This window comes from Streptomyces sp. NPDC046870 (assembly GCF_040704595.1).
Lineage (GTDB): Bacteria > Actinomycetota > Actinomycetes > Streptomycetales > Streptomycetaceae > Streptomyces > Streptomyces argyrophylli.
Window position 1 is genome coordinate 58,328 of record NZ_JBEYXM010000008.1, and the last position, 25,384, is coordinate 83,711.

Below are 25,384 nucleotides of genomic sequence, written 5' to 3' on the forward strand. Positions count from 1 at the left end.
TGCGCGGCTCCTTCCTGCCGTAGCATCCCGTACGGGCCTCCCCACCTGCTCCTCGCGTCAACCCACGGATCGTGAGACGCAGTTGGCCCGCCCTCTGGAGGAGAGATGAAGCATCGCGGCAGACACCGCCGACGCAGACGGGGCGCGGCGCTGCGCGCGGTCCTGACCGGCACCGCGCTCGCGCTCACCGCCGCGGCCACCCTGATCAGCGCCTCCCAGGCCGACGTCACCGACGACCCGGGCGCGTTGAAGCCGCTGACCTCCCCGGCGGACACCAGCCGGCTCCGCCTCCAGGAGCACCGCGTCCCCGCGCGCTCCCTGGACCGGCTCGCCGCCGCGATGGGCCATCCGGTCGGCGTGGACGCGGTGCTCCGGAGCACCGACCGGGTCATGCGCCAGGGCGACGGCTGCTCCGCCGGCGACCGCGCCTCCCTGCCCGTCGCCCCGGCCGCCTCCCGCGCCTACTGCTGGGACCCGGCCGACACCGCCACCGACGACTGGCGGCCCGCCTCGGTGACCACCTCCGGGGACGCCGACGAGGACGGCGTCTGGGGCACCCACCGGGTCCTCCTCGCCGGCTGGACCCACCGCACCACCACCGGCCGCCCCGCCGAGCGCGGCCTCGCCCGGGTCGCCTTCGTCGACGCGGACGACCCCGCCCACCTCTCCTACCGCTGGGTTCTCCTGGTCGTGCCGGTGGACGGCGGCCGGGACTACCGGGGTCTGACCTCAGGCGTCTCCGGCATGGTCTGGCACCGGAACAAGCTGCTGGTCACCGCCACGGCCGGCGGCGCCGACGCGCTCTACGTCTACGACCTCGACCGCATCCAGCGCACCACGGTCGACGGGCCGGCGATCGGCCGCGTGGCCGGCGGCTGGTCCGCCGACGGCCACGACTTCGTGCTGCCCGCGGTCGCCTCGTACCGCTTCACCTCCGGCCGCTGCGCCCCCTCGGGCCCGCCCTGTCCCGGCGCACTCGCCCTCGACCGCGGCACGACGCCCGACAGCCTGGTCGCCGCGGAGTGGACCGCGCCCGGCGGCGACCGGCGCGCCCGGCTGTGGCGGTACGCCTTCAGCGACGATCCGGCGCGTCCCGGGCCGCTCGCCACGGACGCCTGGGGGCGCGCGGACGCGGTGGAGGCGTACCGGACCCGGGCGGACGGCATCCGGGGCCTGCTGTCGTACCGGCAACCCGGGACGGACCGGCCGTCCTGGTATGTGGGACGGCTGCCCGAGTCGCAGGACGGGCACGGCGGGCTGTGGCGGCAGGACACGCGGGGCGCCCGGGCGGCCCGCTGCGGCGCCGACGCCTCGGACCGCTGCTGGGCGCAGGACGCGGGCTCCCTCTCCTACTGGCAGGAGACCGGCGAGGTGTGGTCGCTGTCCGACCGCATGCTCTTCGCGCTGCCACTTGCCGAGCTGGACCGCTCCCTGGACTGACGACTGGCCTGCACCACCCGACTCCGGACGCGTTGCCCCGCTCGGCTCCGGACGCGTTGCCCCGCCCGGCCCCGCCGACCGCTGTGCCCCTCGGCCCCAGAGGCAGGCGCGCACCCCTCCGCCGGGGACGGGCAGTGGCCCTCGGCCCCCAGAGCGAATGCGCCCCTCGACGGCGAGGAGGGTTCGGACCCTCAACTCGGACGGGCGGACACGCGCGTCCCCCAGCCGGCACCGGCAGTCCCGCCCTCGGCACCAGGGGCGTACACCCCTCCGCCGGGAGCTGCCGCGACCCTCGGCCCGAGAGCGAATGCGCCCCTCGACGGCGAGGACGGCCCCGCCCCTCAGCTCGGACGGGCGGGCACGCGCGTCCCCCAGCCGGCACGGCACGCACCCCTCCGCCGGGAGCTGCCGCGACCCTCGGCTCCGAGAGCCATCGTGCCCCTCGGCTGCGGGGGTGGCCCTGCCCCCGAGCCCGTACCGGCGAGCACCCGCGTCCCTCGGTTCGGACGGGCTGCCGTGTCCCCGGCAGCAGGGGCTGTCGTTCCCCTCGGCCCCGAGGGGAACGTCCTCGTGCCGCTCGGCTCCGGACGATGTCGCCGGACCCGATCGACAGACCGGGCAGCGGGATGGTTCGCTGGCCCGCATGAGCAGCGCCCCTGTCACCACCTGGTCCCTCGAGCAGACCTCCCCGGCCGACCTCCTGCCCGCCGACGCCCCCGACGGCGACGTCCGGATCGTCCGCGCCGAGGTGCCCTCCCCCGAGTTCAGCCGGTTCCTGTACGCCTCGGTCGGCGGCGACATCCGCTGGACCGACCGGCTGGGCTGGACCCACGCGCGGTGGCGGGAGTACCTGGAGCGGCCCGGCGTGGAGACCTGGGTCGCCTACGACCACGGCACCCCGGCCGGCTACGTCGAGTTGGAGGCGCAGGACGAGGGCGCGGTCGAGATCGTCTACTTCGGGCTGATCCCCGCCTTCCGCGGCCGGCACATCGGCGGCCACCTGCTGGCGTACGGGACGGCCCGCGCGTGGGACCTGGCCGAGCGGTGGCCCGGGCGGACGCCGACGAAGCGGGTGTGGCTGCACACGTGCAGCAAGGACGGGGAGTTCGCGATGGCCAACTACCAGCGGCGCGGCTTCAAGCTGTTCGACACCAGGGTGGAGCTGGAGCCGGACGTGGCCACGCCGGGCCCCTGGCCCGGCGCATACCCGGCCTGACCTGCCGGGACAAGCCCTCCGGCGACGCTTGTGAGCGACGACACCCTTGTCCCACATTCCGGGACATGGGTGTCCGCATGATGGATGAAGCTGGACTGTGTCCAGATCGCCGTGACACGCTTCCGTCATGCGCGGAACTGGAATTGCCTTGGTGAGTCGGCGGCACGTCGACCTCGGCCGCATGTCCAGCGCCATCTGTCCGGCGAGCTGACGCCTCCCAGCACCGCCGCTCCCTCTCGTACCTGATCCCGTGTGCGCAATGACGCGCACCCATGCCGCATGCGCACGCACGCGCAGGTCAGCCGCTCACCCGCCTGTCCCGAAGGACGTACCTCCATGGCCGCCACCCCACAGAACCCCGCCGCCTCCGCGCCCCGCCGCAAGGTGAGCCGTCACCGCGGTGAGGGCCAGTGGGCCGTTGGCCACTTCACCCCGCTCAACGGCAACGAGCAGTTCAAGAAGGACGACGACGGTCTCAATGTGCGGACACGCATTGAGACGATCTACTCCAAGCGCGGCTTCGACTCGATCGACCCGAACGACCTGCGCGGCCGGATGCGCTGGTGGGGGCTGTACACCCAGCGCAAGCCCGGTATCGACGGCGGCAAGACCGCGATCCTGGAGCCGGAGGAGCTGGACGACGAGTACTTCATGCTGCGCGTCCGCATCGACGGCGGGGCGCTGACCACGGCACAGCTGCGGGTGATCGGTGAGATCTCGCAGGAGTTCGCGCGCGGCACGGCGGACATCACCGACCGGCAGAACGTCCAGTACCACTGGATCCGGATCGAGGACGTGCCCGAGATCTGGGAACGGCTGGAGGGCGTCGGCCTGTCCACCGTCACCGCCTGCGGTGACACCCCGCGTGTGATGATCGGCTCCCCGGTGGCGGGCATCGCCGAGGACGAGATCATCGACGCCACGCCGGCGCTGGAGGAGATGAAGCGCCGCGTCCTGAACAACAAGGCGTACTCCAACCTGCCGCGCAAGTTCAAGACGGCGATCTCGGGTTCGCCGCTGCTGGACGTCGTGCACGAGATCAACGACGTCGCGTTCGTCGGCGTCCGCCACCCCGAGCACGGCCCGGGCTTCGACGTCTGGGTCGGCGGCGGTCTGTCCACCAACCCCAAGCTGGGCGTGCGGCTCGGTGCCTGGGTGCCGATCGACGAGGTCCCGGACGTCTACGAGGGCGTCATCTCGATCTTCCGCGACTACGGCTACCGGCGGCTGCGCAACCGGGCCCGGCTGAAGTTCCTCGTCGCCGACTGGGGCGCGGAGAAGTTCCGCCGGGTGCTGGAGGAGGAGTACCTCAAGCGCGAGCTGGTCGACGGGCCCGCCCCGGAGCAGCCGGTGCAGCAGTGGCGCGACCACATCGGTGTGCACCGGCAGAAGGACGGCCGGTTCTACGTCGGTTTCGCACCGCGCGTCGGCCGGGTCGACGGCGCCACGCTGACGAAGATCGCCGACCTCGCGGAGGCGCACGGCTCGAGCCGGGTCCGCACCACCGTCGAGCAGAAGATGATCGTTCTGGACGTCGAGCAGGACAGGGTCGACTCCCTGGTGGAGGGCCTGGAGGCGCTGGACCTCACCGCCCGGCCGTCCTCCTTCCGGCGCGGCACCATGGCCTGCACCGGCATCGAGTTCTGCAAGCTCGCCATCGTGGAGACCAAGCAGCGCGGCTCGCAGCTGATCGACGAACTGGAGCGCCGGCTGCCGGACTTCGACGAGCCGATCACCATCAACCTCAACGGCTGCCCGAACGCCTGCGCCCGTATCCAGGTCGCGGACATCGGTCTCAAGGGCCAGCTGGTCCTGGACGACCGGGGCGAGCAGGTCGAGGGCTACCAGGTGCACCTGGGCGGCGCGCTCGGGCTGGAGGCGGGCTTCGGCCGCAAGGTACGCGGCCTGAAGGTCACCGCGGAGCAGCTGCCCGACTACATCGAGCGGGTGCTCAAGCGGTTCCAGGCCGAGCGGGAGGACGGCGAGCGGTTCGCGACCTGGGCGGCGCGGGCGAGCGAGGAGGCGCTGTCGTGAGCGAGCGGGCCGCGCCCTTCTACTGCCCCTACTGCGGCGACGAGGACCTGCGCCCGAGCGGCGAGGGTCACGGCGCCTGGGAATGCGCCGCGTGCAACCGCGCATTCCGGCTGAAGTTCCTCGGGCTGCTCGCCCGGGGGCTGCAGCGAGCCGACAACGGAGGGGACGACCTGATATGACGACGGCTCAGGAAGAGCGTACGACCGAGGAGTTGAAGGCACTCGCCGAACAGGCGGGCCGTGACCTGGAGGACGCCTCCGCGCTGGAGATCCTCCAGTGGGCCGTGGACACCTTCGGCACGAAGTTCTGCGTCACCTCCTCCATGGAGGACGCCGTGGTCGCCCATCTCGCCTCGCGCGTGCTCAAGGGCGTGGACGTCGTCTTCCTCGACACCGGCTACCACTTCCCGGAGACCATCGGGACCCGGGACGCCGTGGAGGCCGTGATGGACGTCAACGTCATCACCCTCACGCCGAAGCAGACGGTCGCCGAACAGGACGCCGAGTACGGCCCGAGGCTGCACGACCGCGACCCCGACCTGTGCTGCGCGCTGCGCAAGGTCCGGCCGCTGGAGCAGGGCCTGGAGAACTACCAGGCGTGGGCGACGGGCCTGCGCCGCGACGAGTCCCCGACCCGGGCGAACACGCCGGTCGTCGGCTGGGACGAGAAGCGGCGGAAGGTCAAGATCTCGCCCATCGCCCGCTGGACGCAGGACGACGTGGACGCGTACATCACCGAACACGGCGTGCTCACCAACCCGTTGCTGATGGACGGCTACGCCTCCGTCGGCTGCGCCCCGTGCACCCGCAGGGTCCTGGAGGGCGAGGACGCGCGGGCCGGCCGCTGGGCGGGCCGCGCGAAGACCGAGTGCGGGCTGCACGGATGACGAACGAGCGGATTCAGGAGAACCACGTGACGACCGGAGCCACCGTCTGGCTCACGGGTCTGCCGAGCGCCGGCAAGACCACCATCGCGCACGAGCTGGCGGACCGGCTGCGTGCCGGGGGCCACCGTGTCGAGGTGCTCGACGGCGACGAGATCCGCGAGTTCATCTCGGCGGGCCTCGGCTTCTCCCGGGAGGACCGGCACACCAACGTACAGCGCATCGGCTTCGTCGCCGAGCTGCTGGCGCGCAACGGCGTCAAGGCGCTGGTGCCGGTGATCGCGCCGTACACGGACAGCCGGGACGCGGTGCGCAAGCGGCACGAGGAGAACGGGACGCCGTACCTGGAGATCCATGTGGCGACCCCGGTCGAGGTGTGCAGCGTGCGCGATGTGAAGGGGCTGTACGCCAAGCAGGCCGCGGGCGAGCTGACCGGGCTCACCGGGGTCGACGACCCCTACGAGGAGCCGGAGACGCCGGATCTGCGGATCGAGTCGCAGCACCAGACGGTCCAGGAGTCGGCCGCGTCGGTGTACGCGCTGCTGAGCGAGAGGGGACTGGCATGACCACGGTCGCCACGGTGGACGAGGGCACGGACAGCCCGTACGCGCTGTCGCACCTGGACGCGCTGGAGTCCGAGGCGGTCCACATCTTCCGCGAGGTCGCGGGCGAGTTCGAGAACCCGGTGATCCTGTTCTCCGGTGGCAAGGACTCCATCGTCATGCTGCACCTCGCGCTGAAGGCCTTCACCCCCGCGCCGGTGCCGTTCGCGCTGCTCCATGTGGACACCGGACACAACTTCCCGGAGGTCCTCGAGTACCGCGACCGTGTGGTGGCCGCACATGGCCTGCGGCTCCATGTGGCCTCCGTCCAGGACTACATCGACCGCGGTGTGCTCAAGGAACGCCCCGACGGCACCCGCAACCCGCTCCAGACCCTCCCCCTGACGGAGAAGATCCAGAGCGAGAGGTTCGACGCCGTGTTCGGCGGTGGCCGCCGCGACGAGGAGAAGGCCCGCGCCAAGGAGCGGGTGTTCTCCCTGCGCGACGAGTTCTCCCAGTGGGACCCGCGCCGCCAGCGCCCCGAGCTGTGGAACCTGTACAACGGCCGGCACGCCCCCGGTGAGCACGTCCGGGTCTTCCCGCTGTCCAACTGGACCGAGCTGGACGTCTGGCAGTACATCGCCCGCGAGGGCATCGAGCTGCCGGAGATCTACTTCGCCCACGAGCGCGAGGTGTTCCAGCGCGGCGGGATGTGGCTGACGGCCGGGGAGTGGGGCGGGCCGAAGGACGGCGAGACGGTCGAGAAGCGGCAGGTGCGCTACCGGACCGTCGGCGACATGTCCTGCACCGGCGCGGTCGACTCCGACGCCGACACGATCGAGAAGGTCATCGCCGAGATCGCCGCGTCCCGGCTGACCGAGCGGGGCGCGACCCGCGCCGACGACAAGCTCTCCGAGGCCGCGATGGAAGACCGCAAGCGCGAGGGGTACTTCTAAGCATGAGCACGACCACGACCGAGGCGCTCCCGGCCACCACCCTGCTGCGGTTCGCCACCGCCGGCTCCGTCGACGACGGCAAGTCCACGCTCGTCGGGCGGCTGCTGCACGACTCCAAGTCGGTCCTCGCCGACCAGCTGGAGGCCGTCGAGCGCGCCTCCGCGAGCCGGGGCCAGGACGCCCCCGACCTCGCGCTGCTCACCGACGGCCTGCGCGCCGAGCGCGAGCAGGGCATCACCATCGACGTCGCCTACCGCTACTTCGCGACCCCGCGCCGCCGGTTCATCCTCGCCGACACCCCGGGCCATGTGCAGTACACCCGCAACATGGTCACCGGCGCCTCCACGGCCGAGCTGACGGTGATCCTGGTCGACGCCCGCAACGGCGTGGTCGAGCAGACCCGCCGGCACGCGGCCATCGCGGCCCTCCTGCGCGTCCCGCACGTCGTCCTCGCCGTCAACAAGATGGACCTCGTCGGGTACGAGGAGAGGGTGTTCGCCGCGATCGCCGAGGAGTTCACGGCGTACGCGACCGAGCTGGGCGTCCCGGAGGTCACCGCGATCCCGATCTCGGCGCTGGCCGGCGACAACGTGGTGGAGCCGTCCGCGACCATGGACTGGTACGGCGGCCCGACCGTGCTGGAGCACCTGGAGACCGTGCCGGTCAGCCACGACCTGGCGCACTGCCACGCGCGGCTGCCGGTGCAGTACGTGATCCGGCCGCAGACCGCCGAGCACCCGGACTACCGGGGCTACGCGGGCCAGATCGCGGCCGGCACCTTCCGCGTGGGCGAGCGGGTCACCGTCCTGCCGTCCGGCCGCACCTCGACGATCTCCGGCATCGACCTGCTCGGCGAGCCGGTCGACGTGGCCTGGACGACGCAGTCGGTGACGGTGCGGCTCGCGGACGACATCGACGTCTCGCGCGGCGACCTGATCGTGCCGACGAAGGACGCCCCGGCCACCACGCAGGACGTGGAGGCGACCGTCTGCCACGTCGCCGACGCGCCGCTGACGGTCGGTCACCGGGTGCTGCTCAAGCACGGCACCCGCACGGTCAAGGCGATCGTGAAGGACATCCCGTCCCGGCTGACGCTCGACGACCTGTCCCTGCACCCGCACCCGGGACAGCTCGTCGCCAACGACATCGGCCGGGTGAAGATCCGCACCGCCGAGCCGCTGCCGGTCGACTCCTACGCCGACTCGCGCCGCACGGGCTCCTTCATCCTGATCGACCCCGCCGACGGCACCACGCTCACCGCGGGCATGGTCGGCGAGTCGTTCGCCGCCCCCGAGCCGGTCAAGGACGCTGCCGACGACGACGGCTGGGACTTCTGAGATGAACCCCACCGACTTCTACTCGACGTTCGCCAAGGAGGGCGGCCGTGTCGGCAGCGGCGCCCTCGGCAGCGGGCAGGGCGGAGTGGCGCGATGTGTGCGCTGACGTACGCGCACCGCTTGCGCGCCCCGTCCCCCCACCCGACGTCCCGGACGCGACGAAGACCCTTGCCGAACTCCCGGCCACGACCTGAAAGCCCGTGACCGCCGGGCCAACGAGAGGAAAGCCTCCCGTGCCTGCCAACCGCTCCACCCTGCTTCGCCGCGGGATCGCCGTGATCGCCGCACTGCCCCTGTTGTCCCTCGCGGCCTGCGGCTACGGGTCCGACTCCAAGGACGACAACGCGGGCGCCAAGATCGCCACCGGCGCCAAGAAGATCGACGGGCTCGGCTCCGTCAAGATCGGCTACTTCGGCAACCTCACCCACGCCACCGCCCTGGTCGGCAAGCAGAAGGGCTTCTTCCAGAAGGAGCTGGGCGCCACCGAGGCCAAGTACCAGGTGTTCAACGCCGGTCCGTCCGAGATCGAGGCCCTGAACTCGGGTTCCATCGACATCGGCTGGATCGGCCCCTCCCCGGCGATCAACGGCTACACCAAGTCCGACGGCCGGAGCCTGCGCATCGTCGGCGGTTCGGCCTCCGGCGGGGTGAAGCTGGTCGTCAACCCCGGGAAGATCAAGTCCCTGAAGGACGTCAAGGGCAAGAAGATCGCGACCCCCCAGCTGGGCAACACGCAGGACGTGGCGTTCCTCAACTGGGTGGCCGAGCAGGGCTGGAAGGTCGACGCGCAGAGCGGCAAGGGTGACGTGTCCGTCGTCCGCACGGACAACAAGGTGACCCCGGACGCCTACAAGTCCGGCTCCATCGACGGTGCCTGGGTGCCGGAGCCGACCGCGTCCAAGCTGGTCGCCGAGGGCGGCAAGGTGCTGCTGGACGAGTCCACGCTGTGGCCGGACAAGAAGTTCGTGATCACGAACATCATCGTGTCGCAGAAGTTCCTCAAGGAGCACCCGAAGGCCGTCGAGGCGGTCCTGAAGGCGTCGGTCGAGACCAACAAGTGGATCAACGCCAACCCGGACGCGGCGAAGGCCGCGGCCAACAAGCAGCTGGGCATCGACTCCGGCAAGGAGCTGCCCGCGAAGGTCCTGGACCCGGCGTGGAAGTCCGTCCGGTTCACCGACGACCCGCTGGCCGCGACCCTCGACACCGAGGCGAAGCACGCCGTCAAGGCCGGCCTGCTGGAGAACCCCAAGCTGGCCGGCATCTATGACCTCACCCTGCTGAACAAGGTCCTCAAGGCCGAGGGCGAGCAGACCGTCAGCGACGCCGGACTCGGCGCCCGGTAAGTCCCGTAGCCGATGAGTTCCCAGGAGGTGACGACCATGGCAACGACCTTCGCCGGGGCCGCCGAGACGGTCGAGCACGCGGCGCGCATCGAGCACGTCTCGAAGTCCTTCGCGACACCGGGCGGGCAGCAGCTCGTCCTGGACGACATCAGCCTGGATGTCGCACCGGGTGAGTTCGTCACCCTCCTGGGGGCCTCGGGCTGCGGCAAGTCGACGCTGCTGAACCTGGTGGCGGGGCTGGACCGGCCCTCCGCCGGCAGCATCGCGACCAACGGGCGTCCGGCCCTGATGTTCCAGGAGCACGCCCTGTTCCCGTGGCTGACCGCGGGCAAGAACATCGAACTCGCCCTCAAGCTCAGGGGCGTCGCGAAGAACGAGCGCCGCGAGCGGGCCGAGCGGCTGCTCGAACTGGTGCGGCTGGAGGGCTCGTACGGCAAGCGGGTGCACGAGCTGTCCGGCGGTATGCGCCAGCGCGTGGCCATGGCCCGCGCGCTCGCCCAGGACAGCCAGCTGCTGCTGATGGACGAACCGTTCGCGGCGCTGGACGCGATCACCCGCGACCTGCTGCACGACGAGCTGACCCGGATCTGGGCGGAGACCGGCGTGTCCGTCCTGTTCGTCACGCACAACGTGCGCGAGGCGGTACGGCTCGCGCAGCGGGTGGTGCTGCTGTCGTCCCGGCCGGGCCGGGTGGCCCGTGAGTGGCGGGTGGACATACCGCAGCCGCGGCGCATCGAGGACGCGCCGGTCGCCGAACTGTCCTTGGAGATCACCGAAGTCCTGCGGGGGGAGATCCGGCGTCATGGCCAGCACTGAGACCAAGACGGTCACGGACGCGGGGAGCGTCGAGGCGGGCCTGGACGCCCTGGAGGTCGTCCCCGCCGGCCGTACACCGTTCCGGCAGACGTTCACGGCGAAGATCCTGCCGCCGGTCGTCGCCACCGTGGTGGTGCTGGTCGTGTGGCAGGCGCTGATCTCCTTCAAGATCGTCGACGATCCGACGAAGCTGCCCTCCCCCGCCGACGTCGGCGGCGAGTTCAAGCGTGCCTGGGTGGAGGGCACGCTGCTGGGCTACATCTGGACCAGCGTCTCGCGCGGTCTGCTCGGCTTCCTGTTCGCGCTGGCCATCGGCACCCCGCTCGGTCTGCTGGTGGCGCGGGTCAGGTTCGTGCGGGCGGCCATCGGGCCGGTGCTGTCCGGTCTGCAGTCGCTGCCGTCGGTGGCGTGGGTGCCGCCCGCGGTGATCTGGCTGGGCCTGGACAACTCGATGATGTACGCGGTGATCCTGCTCGGCGCGGTCCCGTCGATCGCCAACGGCTTGGTCTCCGGCATCGACCAGGTGCCGCCGCTGTTCCTGCGGGCGGGCCGCACGATGGGCGCGACGGGGGTGCGGGGCGCCTGGCACATCGTCCTGCCGGCCGCGCTGCCGGGCTATCTCGCGGGCCTGAAGCAGGGCTGGGCCTTCTCCTGGCGCTCGCTGATGGCCGCGGAGATCATCGCCTCCTCCCCCGACCTCGGCGTCGGCCTGGGCGCGCTGCTGGAGAACGGCCGCAACGCCAGCTCCATGTCCATGGTGTTCGAGGCCATCTTCCTGATCCTGTTCGTCGGCATCGCCATCGACCTGCTGATCTTCAGCCCGCTGGAGCGGTGGGTGCTGCGCAGCCGCGGCCTGCTGGTGAAGAGCTGACCATGCGCCGTCCCGTCCTCCTCGTCATCGCCCACGGCAGCCGCGACCCGCGGCACGCCGCGACCGTGCACGCCCTGGTGGGGCGGGTGCGGTCGCTGCGGCCGGGCCTGCGCGTGGAGACCGGGTTCCTGGACTTCAACGTCCCGTCGGTGCACGGGGTGCTCCGGTCGCTGGCGGCGGAGGGCGTGCGGGACGTCGTCGCCCTGCCGCTGCTGCTGACCCGCGCGTTCCACGCCAAGGCCGACATCCCCGCCGTGCTGCGGGACGCGCCGGGGCGGCTGCGGATCCGGCAGGCGGACGTGCTCGGCCCGTCCCCGCTGCTGTTGTCCGCGCTGGAACGGCGGCTGTACGAGGCGGGCCTGTCGCCCGCCGGCAAGTCCTCGACCGGGGTCGTGCTGGCCTCGGCGGGGTCCTCCGACCCGGAGGCGATCGCGGTGATCGCCGACATCGCGCGGGAGTGGTGGCACACCGGTTGGTGCGCCGTGCGGCCCGCGTTCGCCTCCGCGTCCCTCCCCCGCACCGAGGACGCGGTGCGTGAGCTGCGCGCCCTCGGCTGCGAGCGGGTCGCCGTCGCGCCGTACGTGCTGGCCCCCGGCTTCCTGCCGGACCGGATCGCGCGCGGCGCGGCCGGGGCGGACGTGCTCGCGGAAGTGCTCGGCCCCGCACCGGAGGTGGCACGCGTGGTACTGGAACGGTACGACAGCGCGCGCCGCCCGGCCCTGACGGCACTCGGCGCGTAACCGCCGCGCGGCCTTGTCGAGCCGCCGGCGTGCGGATTCGCCGGCGGCCCCATGGTGGCCTGGCCCGGCGTTCCCGGTGCCGCCGGCGGCGGCTCGGTGCCCCCGCCCGTCACGGCACGCTCCCACCTGCCCGGTTTCCTCGAAAATCCCTCCCGGGCACTTCCGGATCTGCTGGGATGGACCCCTGAGCACTATCGGGGGAGAACGGTTCGCGTGGCCGGTCGGGAGTTCGGGTGTCACCTGGGGTTGCCCAGGGCCCTGTCGGGGCTGCCGCTCAGCCCGCTCGTGCCCGGGTACGGCGCCCTCGCCGCCGCCCAGCACGCGGCGGGCCTGCGCCATCTCGGAGAGGCGCTGGGGGCGGGCACCGGCGGGTTACGGGTCCTGGACGGGCTGTTCGTGCCCGCCGGGACGCAGGGCCGGCGCCGGGTGGACGCGCCGCTGCTGGAGGGGCTGGCCCGGTCCGCGGGTCCCGCCGTCGCCCCGCTCGCCGCGCGGCTGGCCGAACTGCACCGCGCCGACCCGCAGGCGCCCCGCCGGATCGTCCTCTACCAGCTGATCAACCTGCTCCAGGAGCGCCCCGAGGGCGACCACGGCTCCGCCGTGCGCGAGGCGGGCGTCCACCCCGACGAGGCGGCCGGTCTGCTCGCGGCGGCCCGGCTGCGCCCCCGGCTCGACCGGCGGCAGCGGGACGCCGCCGAGTCCCTGGCCGACGCGCTGGCGCAGGCCCGGCTGCACCGGCTGCGCACCCTGCTGGACCGGCTGCCCGCGGACGGTGCCGACCCCGCGCTCGCGGCCGTGCGGGACAGCACGGCCGAGCGGCTGCGCGCGGTGCAGGACGCCCTGCGGGAGGGGCGGCGGGCCGAGGAGCGGGGCGACCGGGAGACGGCGGGCGCCGCCTATCTGCGGGCGCTGCGGACGGCCGGTGACGACCGGCGGGCCCTGGGCGCGCTGGTCCGCCTGCACGGCCGCCGGCCCGCGCTCGGCGCCGGACTCCGCGCCGACCACGTCGAGTTGAGCTGGAAGGACGACCGGGAGACGCCCGGCGAGTGGCGGCTGCTTCGGCTGTACCGGGACGGCCGGGGCAGGCCCGCCGTACGCGGTGTCCCCGGCTCCGCCACCGCCGCCGGCCCGGTGCGGGACACCGGTGCCGAACCGGGCGGCACGGTCCGGTACGCCGCCCTGCCGCTGCGCGACGGCCTGGTGGACGGGCCGCCACTGGTGTCCCGGCGGCTGCTCGTCGCCCCCGAGGTGGAGCACCCGGTGCTGACGGACGGCCCCGCACGGATCGACTGCTCCTGGCGGCGGCCCGACGCCGCCGCCGAGGTCACGGTCGAACACACCGGGCCGGACGGGAGCACCGCGCGCCTCACCGCCCGCGCCGACGGGTTCACCGCGACCGGCCTGCCGCCCGGTGACCACGTCTTCCGCGTCGTGTGCCACTACCGGACGCCCGACGGCCGTACGGTCCCCTCCCCCGGCCTGCGCGTGACCGCCACCGTGCACCCCTGGCCCGAGCCCGTGCGCACGCTGACCGCACGGCCCGTGGAGGGGGGCGCCGTGCGGTTCGCCTGGACCGGGGCGGAGGGCGCCGAGGTCCGGCTGGTGACCTGGCCCGGCGGGGCGCCGGAGCCGGGCACCGAGCTGCGCACCGACGCGCTGCCGCCCGCGCTGGACTGGCCCGGACGGGGGGACGCCCTGTGTCCGCCGCCCGGCACGTACACCGAGGTCGCCTCCGTCGCCGTACGCGGGGCGCGGGCGCTCGCGGGGCCGGTGGCCGGCGTGGAGGCCGTACGGCCCGTGCCCGGGCTCAGCGCCCACCGGCTCCCGGACGGACGGGCGCGGATCGTGCTGGACTGGCCCGAGGACGTCCCGCACCTGGTGGTCGGCTGGACGCCGGTGGGGTCCGCGGGCGGCGGGGAACGCACGGTCACCGCGCACGCCTACCGCCGCGGCGGACTGCACCTGCCCGTCGGCCCGGGGGCCGTCCGGGTGCGGGCCGTCCCGGTGCCGCGGGTGCCCGGCGCCGTGGTCGTGGTGCCCGGCGCGGCCGAGGCACTGGTCCCGGCGGACGCCGCCGTCTCCTACCAACTGGTGCGGTCCCCGCGGCGGTTGCTCGGCCGTCACCGTCGCACGCTGCTGCGGGTCACGCTCAGTGCGCCCGGCGGCCTCGCTGAGGTCCCGGAGTTCGTGTGCGTCGCCCGCGGCGGCACCCTCCGCCCGCGCGACGCCGCCGACGGCACCACGGTCCTGCGGATCCCCGGGCCCGAACTGGCCCGGCACGGCAGCCTCGAACGGGAGCTGCCGGCCGCACCCTGCCCGCCCCCCTACACCCTGCGCGGCTTCCTGCTCGGGGAGCACGCCGCCTCCGTCCGACTCGAGGAACCCTCTCTCACCAGCCTGGTGGTGCGCTGAGCCATGACGACCGTGATCTGTCCCTACTGCTTCACCCGCGCGTCGGCGGCCCGACTGCCGTACCGCTGTCTGATGACGCCGAACGGGGTGCGCGGCGGCGCGCCCTGCGGGCCGCGGCCGGACGAGACATGGGCCGCGTTCATGGGGCCGGGCGTGCCCCCGGCGGCCCGGATGCGCGGCCCGGTGTTCACCCCGGCGCGCAGGCTCGCCGGACTCGCCGGGCCCGGCGGCTCCGGCAGCAGCGTGCCCTGCCCCGACTGCGGGGTGCCGACGCCGGTGCGGGTGTGCGGGTCCTGCCACAGCGACCTGCCCAGCGACTACTGCGACCAGAACAGCCGGATCATCGCCCTGGTCGGCGCCAAGGCGTCCGGCAAGAGCACCTATGTCGCCGTGCTGCGCAACGAGCTGGACCACCGGGTGGGCCAGGCCTACCACGCGTCGCTCGCGGCGATGGGGCAGCACACGCAGGCCAGGGACAGGGAGATGGCCGAGGACCTGTACGAGCGGCTGCGGCTGCCCGACGCCACCCGGCCGGCCGCGCTCGGCTTCAACGATCCGCTGCTGTACCGGCTCAGCCTGCCGCGGCGCGGGCTGCTGGGCGGCTCCGGCACCCGGCACACCACACTGGTCTTCTTCGACGCGGCCGGCGAGGACCTCGCGGACGCCGAGGCGATGGACCGCTACACCCGCTACCTGAGCGCCGCCGACGGCATCATCCTGCTGGTCGACCCGCTGCAACTCGGCTCCGTGCGCGACCGGCTGCCGGTGCACGACGGTCCGCCGCTGCCCGTGGTGGAGACCTCGCCCCGGCAGATAGCCGCCGACCTCGCCGCCCAGCTGCGCACCCACGGCAAGGGCGGGTCGGGCGGCCGGGTGACCACCCCGATCGCCGTGGCCGTCACCAAGACCGACATGCTCAGGCCCCTGCTCGAACCGCACTCCCCGCTGCTGCACAACGCCCCGCACCCGGGCGGCGCCTACGACGCGGAGGACCGGCTCGCCGTCCACGAGGAACTCCGCGCCCTGCTCACCGACTGGGACGCGGACGCGCTGCTGCGCCAGCTGGAGCACGACTTCGACCGGTTGTCGCTGTTCGGACTGTCGGCGCTGGGCGCGCCACCGCCCGCGAACGCCCCGGCGGACGTGCCGAAGTCGGGGCCGCAGCCGGTGCGGGTGGAGGACCCGCTGCTGTGGCTGCTGTCCCTGCGCGGACTGCTGCCCGTCCGCACGGCCGGCAAGGACAGGGCCACGGCCGGGAAGGAGCGTGTGCGGTGAACCTGGCCCAGTTGCACTACACCTCGGCACCGCCCGGCCCGGACGGGTCCGGCTTCCGCTTCACCGCCGTCAGTCCCGGCGTACCGGCCACGCTGCTGCGGGAGGCCGAACAGCTCATCGGCTACGAGCCGCCGCGCGACCTGCCGGACCGGCCGGACGGAGAGCAGCTGAAGTCCTTCCCGCGCTCCCTCAGCTGCACCGAACTGTCCGACGGCGGGCGGCTGTTGTGCCGCTCGGTGTACACCGGCGCGGACTACAGCGGGCGGTGGGGCAACTTCCACGCGCACGCCGTGCACCTGCCTCCCGGTGTCCGGCTGCCGGACGGCGCGCTGCCGATCACCGCGTGGGAGTCGCCGCGCTGGGCGGACGCCACCCCGCCGGGTGGACGTCCGGAGCCGATCGACCGGTTCGCGCCGTCGGGGCTGCTGCGCCGGGACGGGCTCGTGGCGTTCGCCCGGTCCCGCGCGGACCGGCTCGCCGCGTTCTTCGCCGACCTGCGCACGCTGGCCGACGGCAGCGACGCCCGGCAGATCGTGCTGGTGGAGCGGGACAGCGCGGACGTGGCCCAGTGGATCGCGCTGGCCTGTACGGTCCTGCCGCGCGAGCTGGCACACCGGCTGACGTTCACGACGTACACGCGGCGCCCGCAGCAGGCCCGCCAGCAGATCGTCGGGGCGCTGCCCTCCTCGGAGCCGGTCGGGCACGACCACCGGTTCCGGGTGCACGACGGCACCGGCCGGGCCGCCGCGCAGCCCGTGGCGGACGTCTGGGCCGATGTCTGCGCGCGGATCTGGACGGCCGGGCGGCCGGAGCTGTTCCGCGACACGGTCGGCGGTGCCGGGGACACCGCGGGTGAGGCCGGTCGCCTCGCCGTCACCGCGCTCGCCGAGCGCATCGCCCTGCCCTCCGCCGCCCGGGCGGCGGCGGCCCGCTGGGCCACGGACCACGCCGCCGTACTGCCCGTGCCGACGCTGACGGCCCTGGTCGAAGAGCTGGCACGGGAGACCGGGAGGGGCCCCGGCGATGTCACGGACTCCGGGGACCACAGGGCCGCCGGGGGCGCTGGTGACTCCGGGGAGGCCACGGACTCCGGGGACTTCGGGGACGGCGAACCGGGCGCCCTGGCCGCGCTGTTGGCCCGGCTGGACGGACAGGTGCCCACGGCCGTCTCGGCTCCGCTCGCCGCCCGGGTGCTGACGCTGGCGGTCCGCGGCCGCGGCCCGGTGCCCGCGCTCGGGGCGGGCTCGCTGACCCCCGAGGTGCGGGCCGCGCTGGCCCGGGACCTCGCGCCGGACCTGCGGCACGGCATCGCGGACACCACCGGCCCGGCGATCGGCCGCCCCTTGGAGCTGCTGCGCGTCGCCGACCTGCTCGACGTCGACTGCACCGACCTGCTCCCGGAGTACGCGGGCCGGGCCGCCCGGGAGCTGGTGAGCGGGGAGCCGGCGGGTGACCGGACGGGGGTGGCCGGAGGGCCGGCGCGCGACCGGGCGGCGGTGAGCGCGGAGCCGACCGGCGACCAGGTGCCGACGGGCGTCAGGCCGGCGGGCACCCGGTCCGACGCCGCCCTCCTCGACGCCGTACACGCCCACCCCGCCCTGCGCACCGCCCTGTTCGGGGCGCTGAACGCGCTCGCGGCGGCTCATCCGGTCGCGGTCGCCGGGCGGCTCGCGGGGTACGGGCTGCCCCTCGCCCCGGACCCGCGCTTCCCGCATCTGCGGATGTGCGTCCTCGGGGACGCGGCCGGTCCGGCCGGCGGTGACCGGCGCGGCCGGCTGCGCGCGGTGCTGCACACCGCCGGGGTCTCGCCGCACGCCGATCCGGCCGTCCTGCACACGGCGTTGCGTCTGGTGTGGCCCGACGAGCTGCCCACCGGCGAGGAGGCGAGCCTGCTGCTGAACGAGCTGGGCTCGGACGCGCACCGGCTGGCCGGCACCCGGGACCTGCTGGTCGCCGCCGCGCTGGCCGCCCCGGCCGAGGACGCCGCCGTCCCGCTGCTCGCCGCCGACCTGCTGCGCTGCTTCACCACGGAACTGGCCCCGGCGCACCGGGCGCCGCTGCTCCTGCTGGAGTTCACCGCGCTGCTCGGCACCGACGGCGAGGGCGAGAACTGGGTGGAACGGGTCCGGGCGCTGCGGGACGGCGCGGTCGAGCCCGTGCCGGATCAGGTGACCCGGCGGGTGCACGACGCCCTGGCCCGGCGGCTGCTGACCGTGCCGGTGCCGGAGAGCGAGCTGTACGCGCTGGCCCGCTCCGGCGACCCGGCGCTGCTGGCGGCCTACGAGCGGGCGGCGCATGGTGCCGCGGTGGCCGAGCGGCTGCGGACCGTGCCGTCGTACGTCGCCGCCCGCTTCTGCGACTGGACCGCGTACCAGGACACCCATCCGGGCTGGGAGGCGACCCGTACGGCGCTGCTGGCCAAGGTGCTGCGGCCGGTGGTGCGGGCGCTGCCCGCCGAGGACCAGGCGGCGGTCGAGGAGGCGCTGCGGCGCACCGGCCGCGGCCGGCTGGACGCGTACCGCGCGTGGAACCGGCCGGGTGCCCTGGGCCGGCTCGCGGGCCGGCTGACCGGGCGCGGGCGCCGGGAGGACGCCCGGGCGACCTGGCACGGGGACGTCCAGCCGCCCGCCGGCGGAGGTGCCCGGTGAACACGGGAGGCGGTGACTCGGACCTGCACCTGGCGTCGCAGGTGCTGCTGGCCCTGTTCGTCTGGTCGGGGCTGGTGGCCGTCGCGGTGTGCCTGTTCCGGACGCTGTGGGAGTTCCTCGGGCGGGGTGTGCGCGCGGTGTGGCGGGGGCTCGGGCCGTGGCAGGCGGGCCGCCTTGACCCGCGCCTGCCCGGTGTCGGGGCCGCCGAGCCCGCCGAACCCGCCTACTGGTGGCGGCAGTCGTGGGCGGACGCGGCGAGTGCGGCCCGGGACGGCATGCGGGTGCTGTGGCGGGCCTTCGCCGATCCCTGGATGGACCGGACCGTACGCAACCTGTTCCGCGGCCGGCGTCCCCGGGGGCGCCGGGTCCGGGCGTCGCTCGGCCGGTTCCTGCTGGTGACCCTGATCGCCCCCGGTACGGCGGCGGGCGCGCTGGTCGGCGCGGTGCTCGCGACCGTGCTGCTCGGCTGGGCACTGCTGTTCCTCGCGCTGCTGGTCGGCGTGGTCTGGCTCGGCTGGGCGGCGGCGGTGCCGCTGCTGCGCGGGCTGGAGCGCGGCTGGGCGCTGCTGCGGGGCCTGCGCGTGACCTGCCCCCACCCCGGCTGTTACGCGCCGGTGCCGCTGGCCGTGCACCGCTGCCCCGGCTGCCCGGCCCGCCACGCCGAGCTGCGGCCGGGCCGGTACGGCGCCCTGTGGCACGTGTGCGGCTGCGGGCGCAGGCTGCCCGCCACCCGGCTGACCGGGCGGGGCAGGCTGTCGGCGCTGTGCCCGCGCTGCGACCAGGTCCTGCCGCAGGCGGTGGCCACCACCCGGGTGGTGCACACACCGCTGGTCGGCGGCACCTCCTCCGGCAAGACGATGCTGATGGCGGCCATGGTGGAGGGGCTGCACTCCTGGGCCCGGGAGGGCCGGCTGCGCGTCGAGTGGGCGACCTCCGCCGACCGCGGTGCCCACACGGGCGTCAGCCGGCAGCTGAACCGGTCCGGCTGGGCGCACGCCACGACCGGCGGGCCGCCGCGCGCCCTCATGCTCACCGTGGCCCGGGGCCGGCGGCGCCGGCTGCTGTACCTGTACGACCCGATGGGCGAGTCCGTGAGCGACGCCGAACGGGTGCGTGCGCAGGGGTACTTGGCGCACGCGGACGGGGTCGTCCTGGTCGCCGACGTCCTCGCCGATCCCACGGTGCGCGGCCGGCTCGGTCCGGCGGACGCCGAGCGGGCCCAGCGGGCGCGGCCGTCGGCGCAGGGCCCGCGGACGACGTACGAACGGCTGACCGGCGAGCTGGCCGCGCTGACCGGACGGCGGCGCCGGCTGCCGGTGGCCGCGGTCGTCACCAAGCGGGACGTGCTGGACCGGCTGACCTCGCTGCCGGCGCCCGGCGACGGCCGGATCGACCACTGGCTCGGCGACATCGGCCTGGGGGCGCTGGTGCGGGCCCTCGGCCACGACTTCGGGTCGGCCCGCTACTGGGCGGTCAGCTCCCACGCGGCCACCGGCACGGGCCCGTTGGAGAGCGAGCAGCGGCGCGCCGCCGAACCGGTGCTGTGGCTGCTCGCCGCCTCCGGGCTGCGTACCGGCCCGCTGACCGGGCGGACCGGCGGCGGGGCGGGCCGGGTGCCGTGGCCCCGGCGGCGGCCGGACGGCGCCCGGCAGGGCGGCGGGGACGGCGACAGGGAAGGCGGGTACACCCCGGCATGAACCATGTGACTCCGTCCGCCGGCCGGGCCCGGAGGGTGATGGCGGGCCTGTTCGTCACCGCGCTGCTCCTGGCGGCCGCCGCGCTCGTCCTCGGGGTCTGGCTGGTGCTGCCCCGGCCCTGACACCTCCCTTGACGACCTGCTCCCACATGATTCCCTCTCACCTGAAAGGAACTGCGGCGTGAGTGACATTCCCGGCGGGCCGATGGCCAACCGGCCGGTCCACTTCATCTGGCTGCTCGACTGCTCGTACTCGATGCAGGGCGAGAAGATCGCCAAACTCAACTACGCGATCAGGGAGGCCGTTCCGGAGATGCGGTCGGTGGCCCACGACAACCCCGCGGCCCAACTGCTGCTGCGCACGGTCACCTTCTCCACCACCGCGCAGTGGCACCACCAGACCCCGGTCCCGGTGGACGACTTCACCTGGCAGGACGTGCAGGTGGACGGCATGACCAACCTCGGTGAGGCGCTGCACCTGGTGGCGCGCGAACTCCAGACGCCGCCGATGCCGCAGCGGGCGCTGAAACCGGTGCTGGCGCTGGTGTCGGACGGGGTGCCCACCGACGACTGGAAGGCGGGCCTGAAGGCCGTGGACGCCACCCCGTGGGGTCGCAAGGCGGTCCGGGTGGCCATCGCGATCGGCGCGGACGCGGACCGCGGGGTGCTCCAGGAGTTCCTCGGCAACCCCGAGCTGCAGCCGCTGGACGCCAACAGCCCCAAGCAGCTGGCGGCGGCGATCCGCTGGGCGTCGACGGCGGCCGTGAAGGCGGCCTCCCAGCCGGTCGCCGGTGACGGGTCCGGGGTGAGCACGGCGAAACAGCCGTACGCGCCGCCGGTGCTGGACGACGACGATGACGACGACGTGTGGTGACGCTCGGGGTGCGGCGGTGGGAGACGCTGGCCGGCAGCGTCCAGGGCGTCGGCAAGCAGCGCAACCAGGACTGGTACGCCTGCCAGGGCACCGGGTCCGGCCCGGACCCGCTGGTCCTGGCGGTGGCCGACGGGCACGGCTCGGCGGTGCACGCGCGCAGCGCGCTGGGAGCGCGGTTCGCCGTGGACCGGTTCCTGGTGCTGGCCGGCGCCTTCGGGCGGGCGGCGCACGACTGCCACGAGCCGGGGCGGCTCGCCCGGCTGATGACGTACGCCCGGGACGACTTCCCGCGGGCGCTCGTGCACGAGTGGCGGCAGGAGGCCCTCGGCCACTGGGACCGCAACCGCCCGGTGGTGGAGGAGGCCTCCCGGGAGCCGGGGACCGAGGAGAAGCTGGTGCTGTACGGCACCACGCTGATCGGCGCGGTGCTCACGCCGTGGCTGTTCGTGGCCTGGCAGATCGGCGACGGTGACCTCGCGGTGGTGGAGCACGACGGCACGCTGGTCCGGCCGCTCGCACCCGCCGAGGAGGACCTGGGCGACGAGACCGAGTCGTTGTGCGGGCGGGAGGCGTGGCGGGCGATGCGGATGCACTGGGCGCCGGTGTTCGAGGAGGCGCGGGCGCCACGGCTGGTCGTGCTCTCCACGGACGGCCTGTCGAAGAGCTTCGCGTCGGGCGACGGGTACCGCGAGTTCGTCAGCGGGCTGGCCGGGCGGCTCGCCCAGGAGGGCGGCGCGGGTGTCCGCGAAGCCCTGCCGGACTGGCTCGCCCAGGCGTCCCGGTACTCCGGGGACGACACCACCCTGGCGGCGGCGGTGCGCCCCGCACGGACCCCGGCGGACGCCCCGGAGGGGCCCGTGGAGCACGGTACGGCGGACGCGCGGACACCACCCGGCCCGGACGGCGGCGAGGTGGACACGGAACGGACAACGGAGACGTAGATGAGCGGCATGCTCGATGACGGGACGCGCCTCGCGGCGGAGAACGGTGACGACGTCGAGATCCTCGGCTTCCTCGGCGCGGGCGGCCAGGGCGAGGTGTACCGGGTCCGGACACCGGACGGGGAACGGGCCCTGAAGTGGTACTACCCGACCTGCGCGACCACCGACCAGGAGGCGATCGTACGGGAGCTGGTGACCCGGGACTTCGCCGACGACCGCTTCCTGTGGCCGGAGGCCTTCGTGCCGGAGCACCGCGGCTCGTTCGGCTATCTGATGGGGCTGCGCCCGGACCGCTACAAGGGGCTTCCGGCGCTGTTCCGGCGGCAGTTGCGCACCAGCCCGCGCGCGTTGCTGACGGCCTGCCTGTACACGGTGGAGGCCTATCAGGCGCTGCACTCGCGGGGCATCGCCTACCGGGACATCTCCTGGGGGAACATCTTCTTCGACCCGGACACCGGTGACGTGCTGGTCTGCGACAACGACAACGCGGTGGTGGAGGGCGACGCCAGCGGCATCTCGGGGACCATGGAGTTCATGGCGCCGGAGCTGGTGCGCGCGGACCCGGGCGCGCGTCCGGGCACCCAGTCCGACCTGCACTCGCTCGCGGTGCTGCTGTTCATGCTGCTGATGAACCACCACCCGCTCAAGGGCCGGCGCGAGCTGGGCATCCACTGCCTGGACGAGGCCGCGGAGCGCAAGCTGTACGGCAGGAGCCCGCTGTTCGTGTTCGACCCGGCGGACGACGCCAACGCGCCGGACCCGCTGGAGCACGCGACCGTGCTGGCCACCTGGGACGCGGCGGCGGAGCGGCTGCGGGAGCTGTTCCGGCGGTCGTTCACGACGGGGCTGCGTGATCCCGCGGCACGGGTGCGGGAGTCGGAGTGGCGGGACGCGCTGCGGGCGGTGCTGGACGCGGTGGTCGAGTGCGCCGCGTGCGGGCGGCAGAACATGACGGAGCCGGGTGAGAACCCGCCGCCGCGGGACTGCTGGGGGTGCGGGGCCCGGCTGGTGCTGCCGCCGCGGCTGACGGTGACCACTCCCCCGCCCCGCACCGAGCACCACATCCGGCTGCGCCGCGCCGCCCGGGTGCAGGCCCACCATCTGCTGCCCGAACCGGCGCGGCACGACTGTTCGGACGCGGCGCTCGTCGCGGAGCTGGTCGAACACCCCAAGAAGCCGGGGCGGTTCGGGCTCGCCAACCGCTCGCGGGAGACCTGGACGGGCACCCGCTCGGACGGCACCGTGCAGAAGATCGAACCCGGTCAGACGGTGCCGCTGCGGTCGGGGCTCGACCTCGACCTCGGCGGCGGGGTCCGGGCGGTGGTGCGAGCCCGGTGACGTGGCAGGGCCGAAGCCCCGTGGCGGCGGGGCTCCGGCCGGTCACAGCCCCAGGGCGTTGATGAGCTGCTGGGTGAAAGCCAGGCTGCCGGTGCCGGCCGAGGCCGCGATGGCGATCGTCTCCAGCGCGGAGCGGATCCGGCCGCGGTTCGGCGGCAGACCGTCCTCGGCGGACTCCTGGAACTGGGCCTGGATGATCTCGCCCTGGGGCACCAGTTCCGGGTACTCGGCGCGCAGCGTGTCGGTGAGCCGCTGCGCGAGGTCCATCATGGTGGGCAGATCGGGGTGAGCGTGGTTGATCTGGATCTGCCCGTGGTCGCCGAAGTTGGCGGGGCCGTTGACGTTGCCGAAGTTGTAGGTGCTCATGTCCTGTCCTCGCTCGCGGTCCGGCGGCGCGCCCCGGACCGGAGCAGCCGTCGGACGGATGGGGTTGCGGTTACGGCCTCGGCGCGGGCGGACCTGATCCCGCGGGACCGGGGCCGCCCTGGGCTCCCGGGCCGGCCTGGGGCCCGGGACCTTGCTGCCCGCCCAGGAGGATCGTCCCGTGGGCGCCGAAGTTGCTGGGACCGCTGACGTTACCGATGTTGTAGGTCTGCGTGTTGATGACCTGTACGGCCTTGTCGAAGGAACCGGTGTCGATGTTGTGGTCCCGCAGGAACCGTTCCGTGGCGGTCAGCACGCCCTGCTGGAGCCGGAACAGGAAGTCCTGCGCGTCGGTGCGTTCGGTGTAGCCGGCCTCGTCCCAGGCGCCGAGGTCCTCGCGCAGGCTGCCCGTGGCGCCGTAGTCGTGGCGGACGTGCTGCTTGGTGATGGCGCGGCGGGCCCTGGCCAGCGCCCGGTCGTGGTCGCCGCGCCAGCGGTGGCGCCGCAGGATGCGGCCGAGGGCGCCGCGCAGTTCGGGGCCGGTGCGGCGGGTGGCGTACCGGAACAGGTCCCACCAGCGTTCCCAGGGGGCGACCGGGAGCCGGTCCACGCGGTAGAAGCGGCCGTCCAGCGGCGGTATGGCGTAGGCGGCCACCTCCCAGGTCAGGCTGGGGTGCTGGAGGATCGCCCGCAGGTACATGGAGACGATCAGCCGGCCGCCCTCGCCTACCCGTTCCAGGCACAGGTGGGTGCGCATGCCCGCCCCGGGCGTCTGCAGGCCGGCCTGCACGAGCTGCCTGGGGATCTGGGCGCGGGGCCGCCGGGTGGGGTCGGGCACCAGCTCGGGTATGAGGTGGGCGTTGCTGCCGAGGACGTAGAGCCGGTTCCTGGCCCGCAGTCCCTGGAGCCCGGAGATGTTCTCCATGTGCCGTGCCACGTAGGTGTGCAGGTCGATGACGTCGAACGGGCGCATCGGCAGTTTTCCGCCGCCCGGGGCGTCGGCGGGCCTGCTGACGTCGATGGGCTGCCAGACGGCTTCCTTGATCTTGTCGCCGCTGCCGACGAACGGCTTGGTGTAGGCGGCCTCGTCGGCGTAGGGCAGGACGTTGGCGCGTTTCAGGTCGTGCAGCGCGGCCTCGGCCTCGGGTTCCACCGGGGGTGCGGTCCGCTCGGGTCTGTCGGTGGAGAGGAACACGTCCCGTGCCGTGTCGCGGCTGCGCGCCTGGGCGTGGCGGACCAGTGTCCAGGCGACCGCGTAGGCGCCGAGAGGGCCGAAAATCGCCACCCATCCGAGTGACCGGTGTCCGTTGACCAGCCCCCAGAGCCCGACGAGGAGGGTGACGGGTACGGCCGTCTGGAGGCAGGCGAGCCGGCGGTCGAGGGCGGCGCGGCGGCGGGTGGCCACGCGCGCGTGCCGGGCGAGGGCGACGAAGTTGATGTTGAGGCTGAGCCCGATGGCGTTGAGCCGGTCCCCGGTCAGCATCCGGTCGGCGTACAGGGCGAAGTCGTCGTCCAGGTGCACCGAGGCGCACAGGCGCCGGGTCACCCCGTCCTTGCGGTACTGCGGCAATGACGGCAACGCCCTGCCCGTCACACTCATCCGTCCGTCCCCCTCAGGCCTTCCGCGCGGTTCACCCTAGGGACAACCCCGCGGGT

Annotated in this window: 23 protein-coding genes; 21 read left to right on the top strand and 2 right to left on the bottom strand. The window is 74.1% G+C overall.

The genetic code is table 11. The annotated features are described in order from the left end of the window. Nucleotides 1–105 precede the first annotated feature (105 nt). The 21 genes from AB0946_RS19490 (at nucleotide 106) to AB0946_RS19590 (ending at nucleotide 23,365) form a co-directional block, all read left to right on the top strand. A complete protein-coding gene (locus AB0946_RS19490) occupies nucleotides 106–1,440 on the top strand; it encodes a hypothetical protein (protein ID WP_366761835.1) in 1,335 nt (444 codons plus the stop codon). A 643-nt stretch (nucleotides 1,441–2,083) separates the two neighbouring features. Then, nucleotides 2,084–2,656: a GNAT family N-acetyltransferase gene (locus AB0946_RS19495; RefSeq protein ID WP_366761836.1), complete on the top strand. Its 573-nt coding sequence runs from the start codon at nucleotides 2,084–2,086 to the stop codon at nucleotides 2,654–2,656. 127 nt (nucleotides 2,657–2,783) lie between these two features. Then, on the top strand, nucleotides 2,784–2,867 hold the full coding sequence (locus tag AB0946_RS19500; protein WP_366762074.1) for a putative leader peptide: 84 nt from the start codon (nucleotides 2,784–2,786) through the stop codon (nucleotides 2,865–2,867). Nucleotides 2,868–2,992: 125 nt separating this feature from the next. Beyond that, a complete protein-coding gene (locus tag AB0946_RS19505) occupies nucleotides 2,993–4,690 on the top strand; it encodes a nitrite/sulfite reductase (RefSeq protein WP_366761837.1) in 1,698 nt (565 codons plus the stop codon). Continuing rightward, the gene (locus AB0946_RS19510; protein ID WP_366761838.1) at nucleotides 4,687–4,869 is read left to right on the top strand and encodes a hypothetical protein; all 183 of its coding nucleotides are present in this window, start codon (nucleotides 4,687–4,689) and stop codon (nucleotides 4,867–4,869) included. Before AB0946_RS19505 ends, AB0946_RS19510 begins: the two co-directional genes overlap by 4 nt. Further along, nucleotides 4,866–5,576 carry a phosphoadenylyl-sulfate reductase gene (locus tag AB0946_RS19515; protein WP_366761839.1) on the top strand — a complete coding sequence of 237 codons (711 nt, stop codon included), beginning with the start codon at nucleotides 4,866–4,868 and terminating at the stop codon, nucleotides 5,574–5,576. Before AB0946_RS19510 ends, AB0946_RS19515 begins: the two co-directional genes overlap by 4 nt. Before the next feature lie 26 nt (nucleotides 5,577–5,602). After that, nucleotides 5,603–6,139 (top strand): adenylyl-sulfate kinase, encoded by a 537-nt coding sequence (gene cysC / locus AB0946_RS19520; RefSeq protein ID WP_366761840.1) that lies wholly within the window; start codon nucleotides 5,603–5,605, stop codon nucleotides 6,137–6,139. Further along, nucleotides 6,136–7,071: a sulfate adenylyltransferase subunit CysD gene (gene cysD, locus AB0946_RS19525; RefSeq protein ID WP_366761841.1), complete on the top strand. Its 936-nt coding sequence runs from the start codon at nucleotides 6,136–6,138 to the stop codon at nucleotides 7,069–7,071. Before cysC ends, cysD begins: the two co-directional genes overlap by 4 nt. A 2-nt stretch (nucleotides 7,072–7,073) precedes the next feature. After that, nucleotides 7,074–8,408, top strand: coding sequence for a GTP-binding protein (locus AB0946_RS19530; protein WP_366761842.1), 1,335 nt, complete (start codon nucleotides 7,074–7,076; stop codon nucleotides 8,406–8,408). 233 nt (nucleotides 8,409–8,641) lie between these two features. Further along, a complete protein-coding gene (locus AB0946_RS19535) occupies nucleotides 8,642–9,754 on the top strand; it encodes an ABC transporter substrate-binding protein (protein WP_366761843.1) in 1,113 nt (370 codons plus the stop codon). Nucleotides 9,755–9,766: 12 nt separating this feature from the next. Then, complete coding sequence (locus tag AB0946_RS19540; RefSeq protein ID WP_366761845.1) at nucleotides 9,767–10,570, top strand: ABC transporter ATP-binding protein; 804 nt, start codon at nucleotides 9,767–9,769, stop codon at nucleotides 10,568–10,570. After that, nucleotides 10,557–11,441 (top strand): ABC transporter permease, encoded by an 885-nt coding sequence (locus AB0946_RS19545; RefSeq protein ID WP_366761846.1) that lies wholly within the window; start codon nucleotides 10,557–10,559, stop codon nucleotides 11,439–11,441. Before AB0946_RS19540 ends, AB0946_RS19545 begins: the two co-directional genes overlap by 14 nt. 2 nt (nucleotides 11,442–11,443) lie before the next feature. Beyond that, nucleotides 11,444–12,181: a sirohydrochlorin chelatase gene (locus AB0946_RS19550; RefSeq protein ID WP_171151700.1), complete on the top strand. Its 738-nt coding sequence runs from the start codon at nucleotides 11,444–11,446 to the stop codon at nucleotides 12,179–12,181. 246 nt (nucleotides 12,182–12,427) lie between these two features. Then, complete coding sequence (locus AB0946_RS19555; RefSeq protein ID WP_366761847.1) at nucleotides 12,428–14,593, top strand: hypothetical protein; 2,166 nt, start codon at nucleotides 12,428–12,430, stop codon at nucleotides 14,591–14,593. 3 nt (nucleotides 14,594–14,596) lie between these two features. Then, complete coding sequence (locus AB0946_RS19560) at nucleotides 14,597–15,868, top strand: hypothetical protein (RefSeq protein WP_366761849.1); 1,272 nt, start codon at nucleotides 14,597–14,599, stop codon at nucleotides 15,866–15,868. Then, the gene (locus AB0946_RS19565) at nucleotides 15,865–18,516 is read left to right on the top strand and encodes a GTPase-associated protein 1-related protein (protein WP_366761851.1); all 2,652 of its coding nucleotides are present in this window, start codon (nucleotides 15,865–15,867) and stop codon (nucleotides 18,514–18,516) included. Before AB0946_RS19560 ends, AB0946_RS19565 begins: the two co-directional genes overlap by 4 nt. Continuing rightward, entirely contained in the window at nucleotides 18,513–20,213 is a 1,701-nt protein-coding gene (locus AB0946_RS19570; RefSeq protein ID WP_366761852.1) for a hypothetical protein, read from the top strand. The genes AB0946_RS19565 and AB0946_RS19570 overlap by 4 nt, the downstream gene beginning before the upstream one ends. Beyond that, complete coding sequence (locus tag AB0946_RS19575; RefSeq protein WP_366761853.1) at nucleotides 20,210–20,335, top strand: hypothetical protein; 126 nt, start codon at nucleotides 20,210–20,212, stop codon at nucleotides 20,333–20,335. The genes AB0946_RS19570 and AB0946_RS19575 overlap by 4 nt, the downstream gene beginning before the upstream one ends. Nucleotides 20,336–20,417: 82 nt before the next feature. Continuing rightward, nucleotides 20,418–21,086, top strand: a complete 669-nt coding sequence (locus tag AB0946_RS19580; RefSeq protein ID WP_103811642.1) for a tellurium resistance protein — start codon at nucleotides 20,418–20,420, stop codon at nucleotides 21,084–21,086. After that, a complete protein-coding gene (locus AB0946_RS19585) occupies nucleotides 21,080–22,027 on the top strand; it encodes a PP2C family serine/threonine-protein phosphatase (protein ID WP_366761855.1) in 948 nt (315 codons plus the stop codon). The genes AB0946_RS19580 and AB0946_RS19585 overlap by 7 nt, the downstream gene beginning before the upstream one ends. Then, nucleotides 22,028–23,365 (top strand): protein kinase, encoded by a 1,338-nt coding sequence (locus AB0946_RS19590; protein WP_366761856.1) that lies wholly within the window; start codon nucleotides 22,028–22,030, stop codon nucleotides 23,363–23,365. A 42-nt stretch (nucleotides 23,366–23,407) separates the two neighbouring features. Here AB0946_RS19590 and AB0946_RS19595 read toward each other — a convergent pair whose 3' ends face one another. Next, nucleotides 23,408–23,731 (bottom strand): hypothetical protein, encoded by a 324-nt coding sequence (locus tag AB0946_RS19595; protein WP_103811639.1) that lies wholly within the window; start codon nucleotides 23,729–23,731, stop codon nucleotides 23,408–23,410. 70 nt (nucleotides 23,732–23,801) lie between these two features. Then, nucleotides 23,802–25,328 carry a hypothetical protein gene (locus tag AB0946_RS19600; protein ID WP_366761858.1) on the bottom strand — a complete coding sequence of 509 codons (1,527 nt, stop codon included), beginning with the start codon at nucleotides 25,326–25,328 and terminating at the stop codon, nucleotides 23,802–23,804. Nucleotides 25,329–25,384 lie beyond the last annotated feature (56 nt).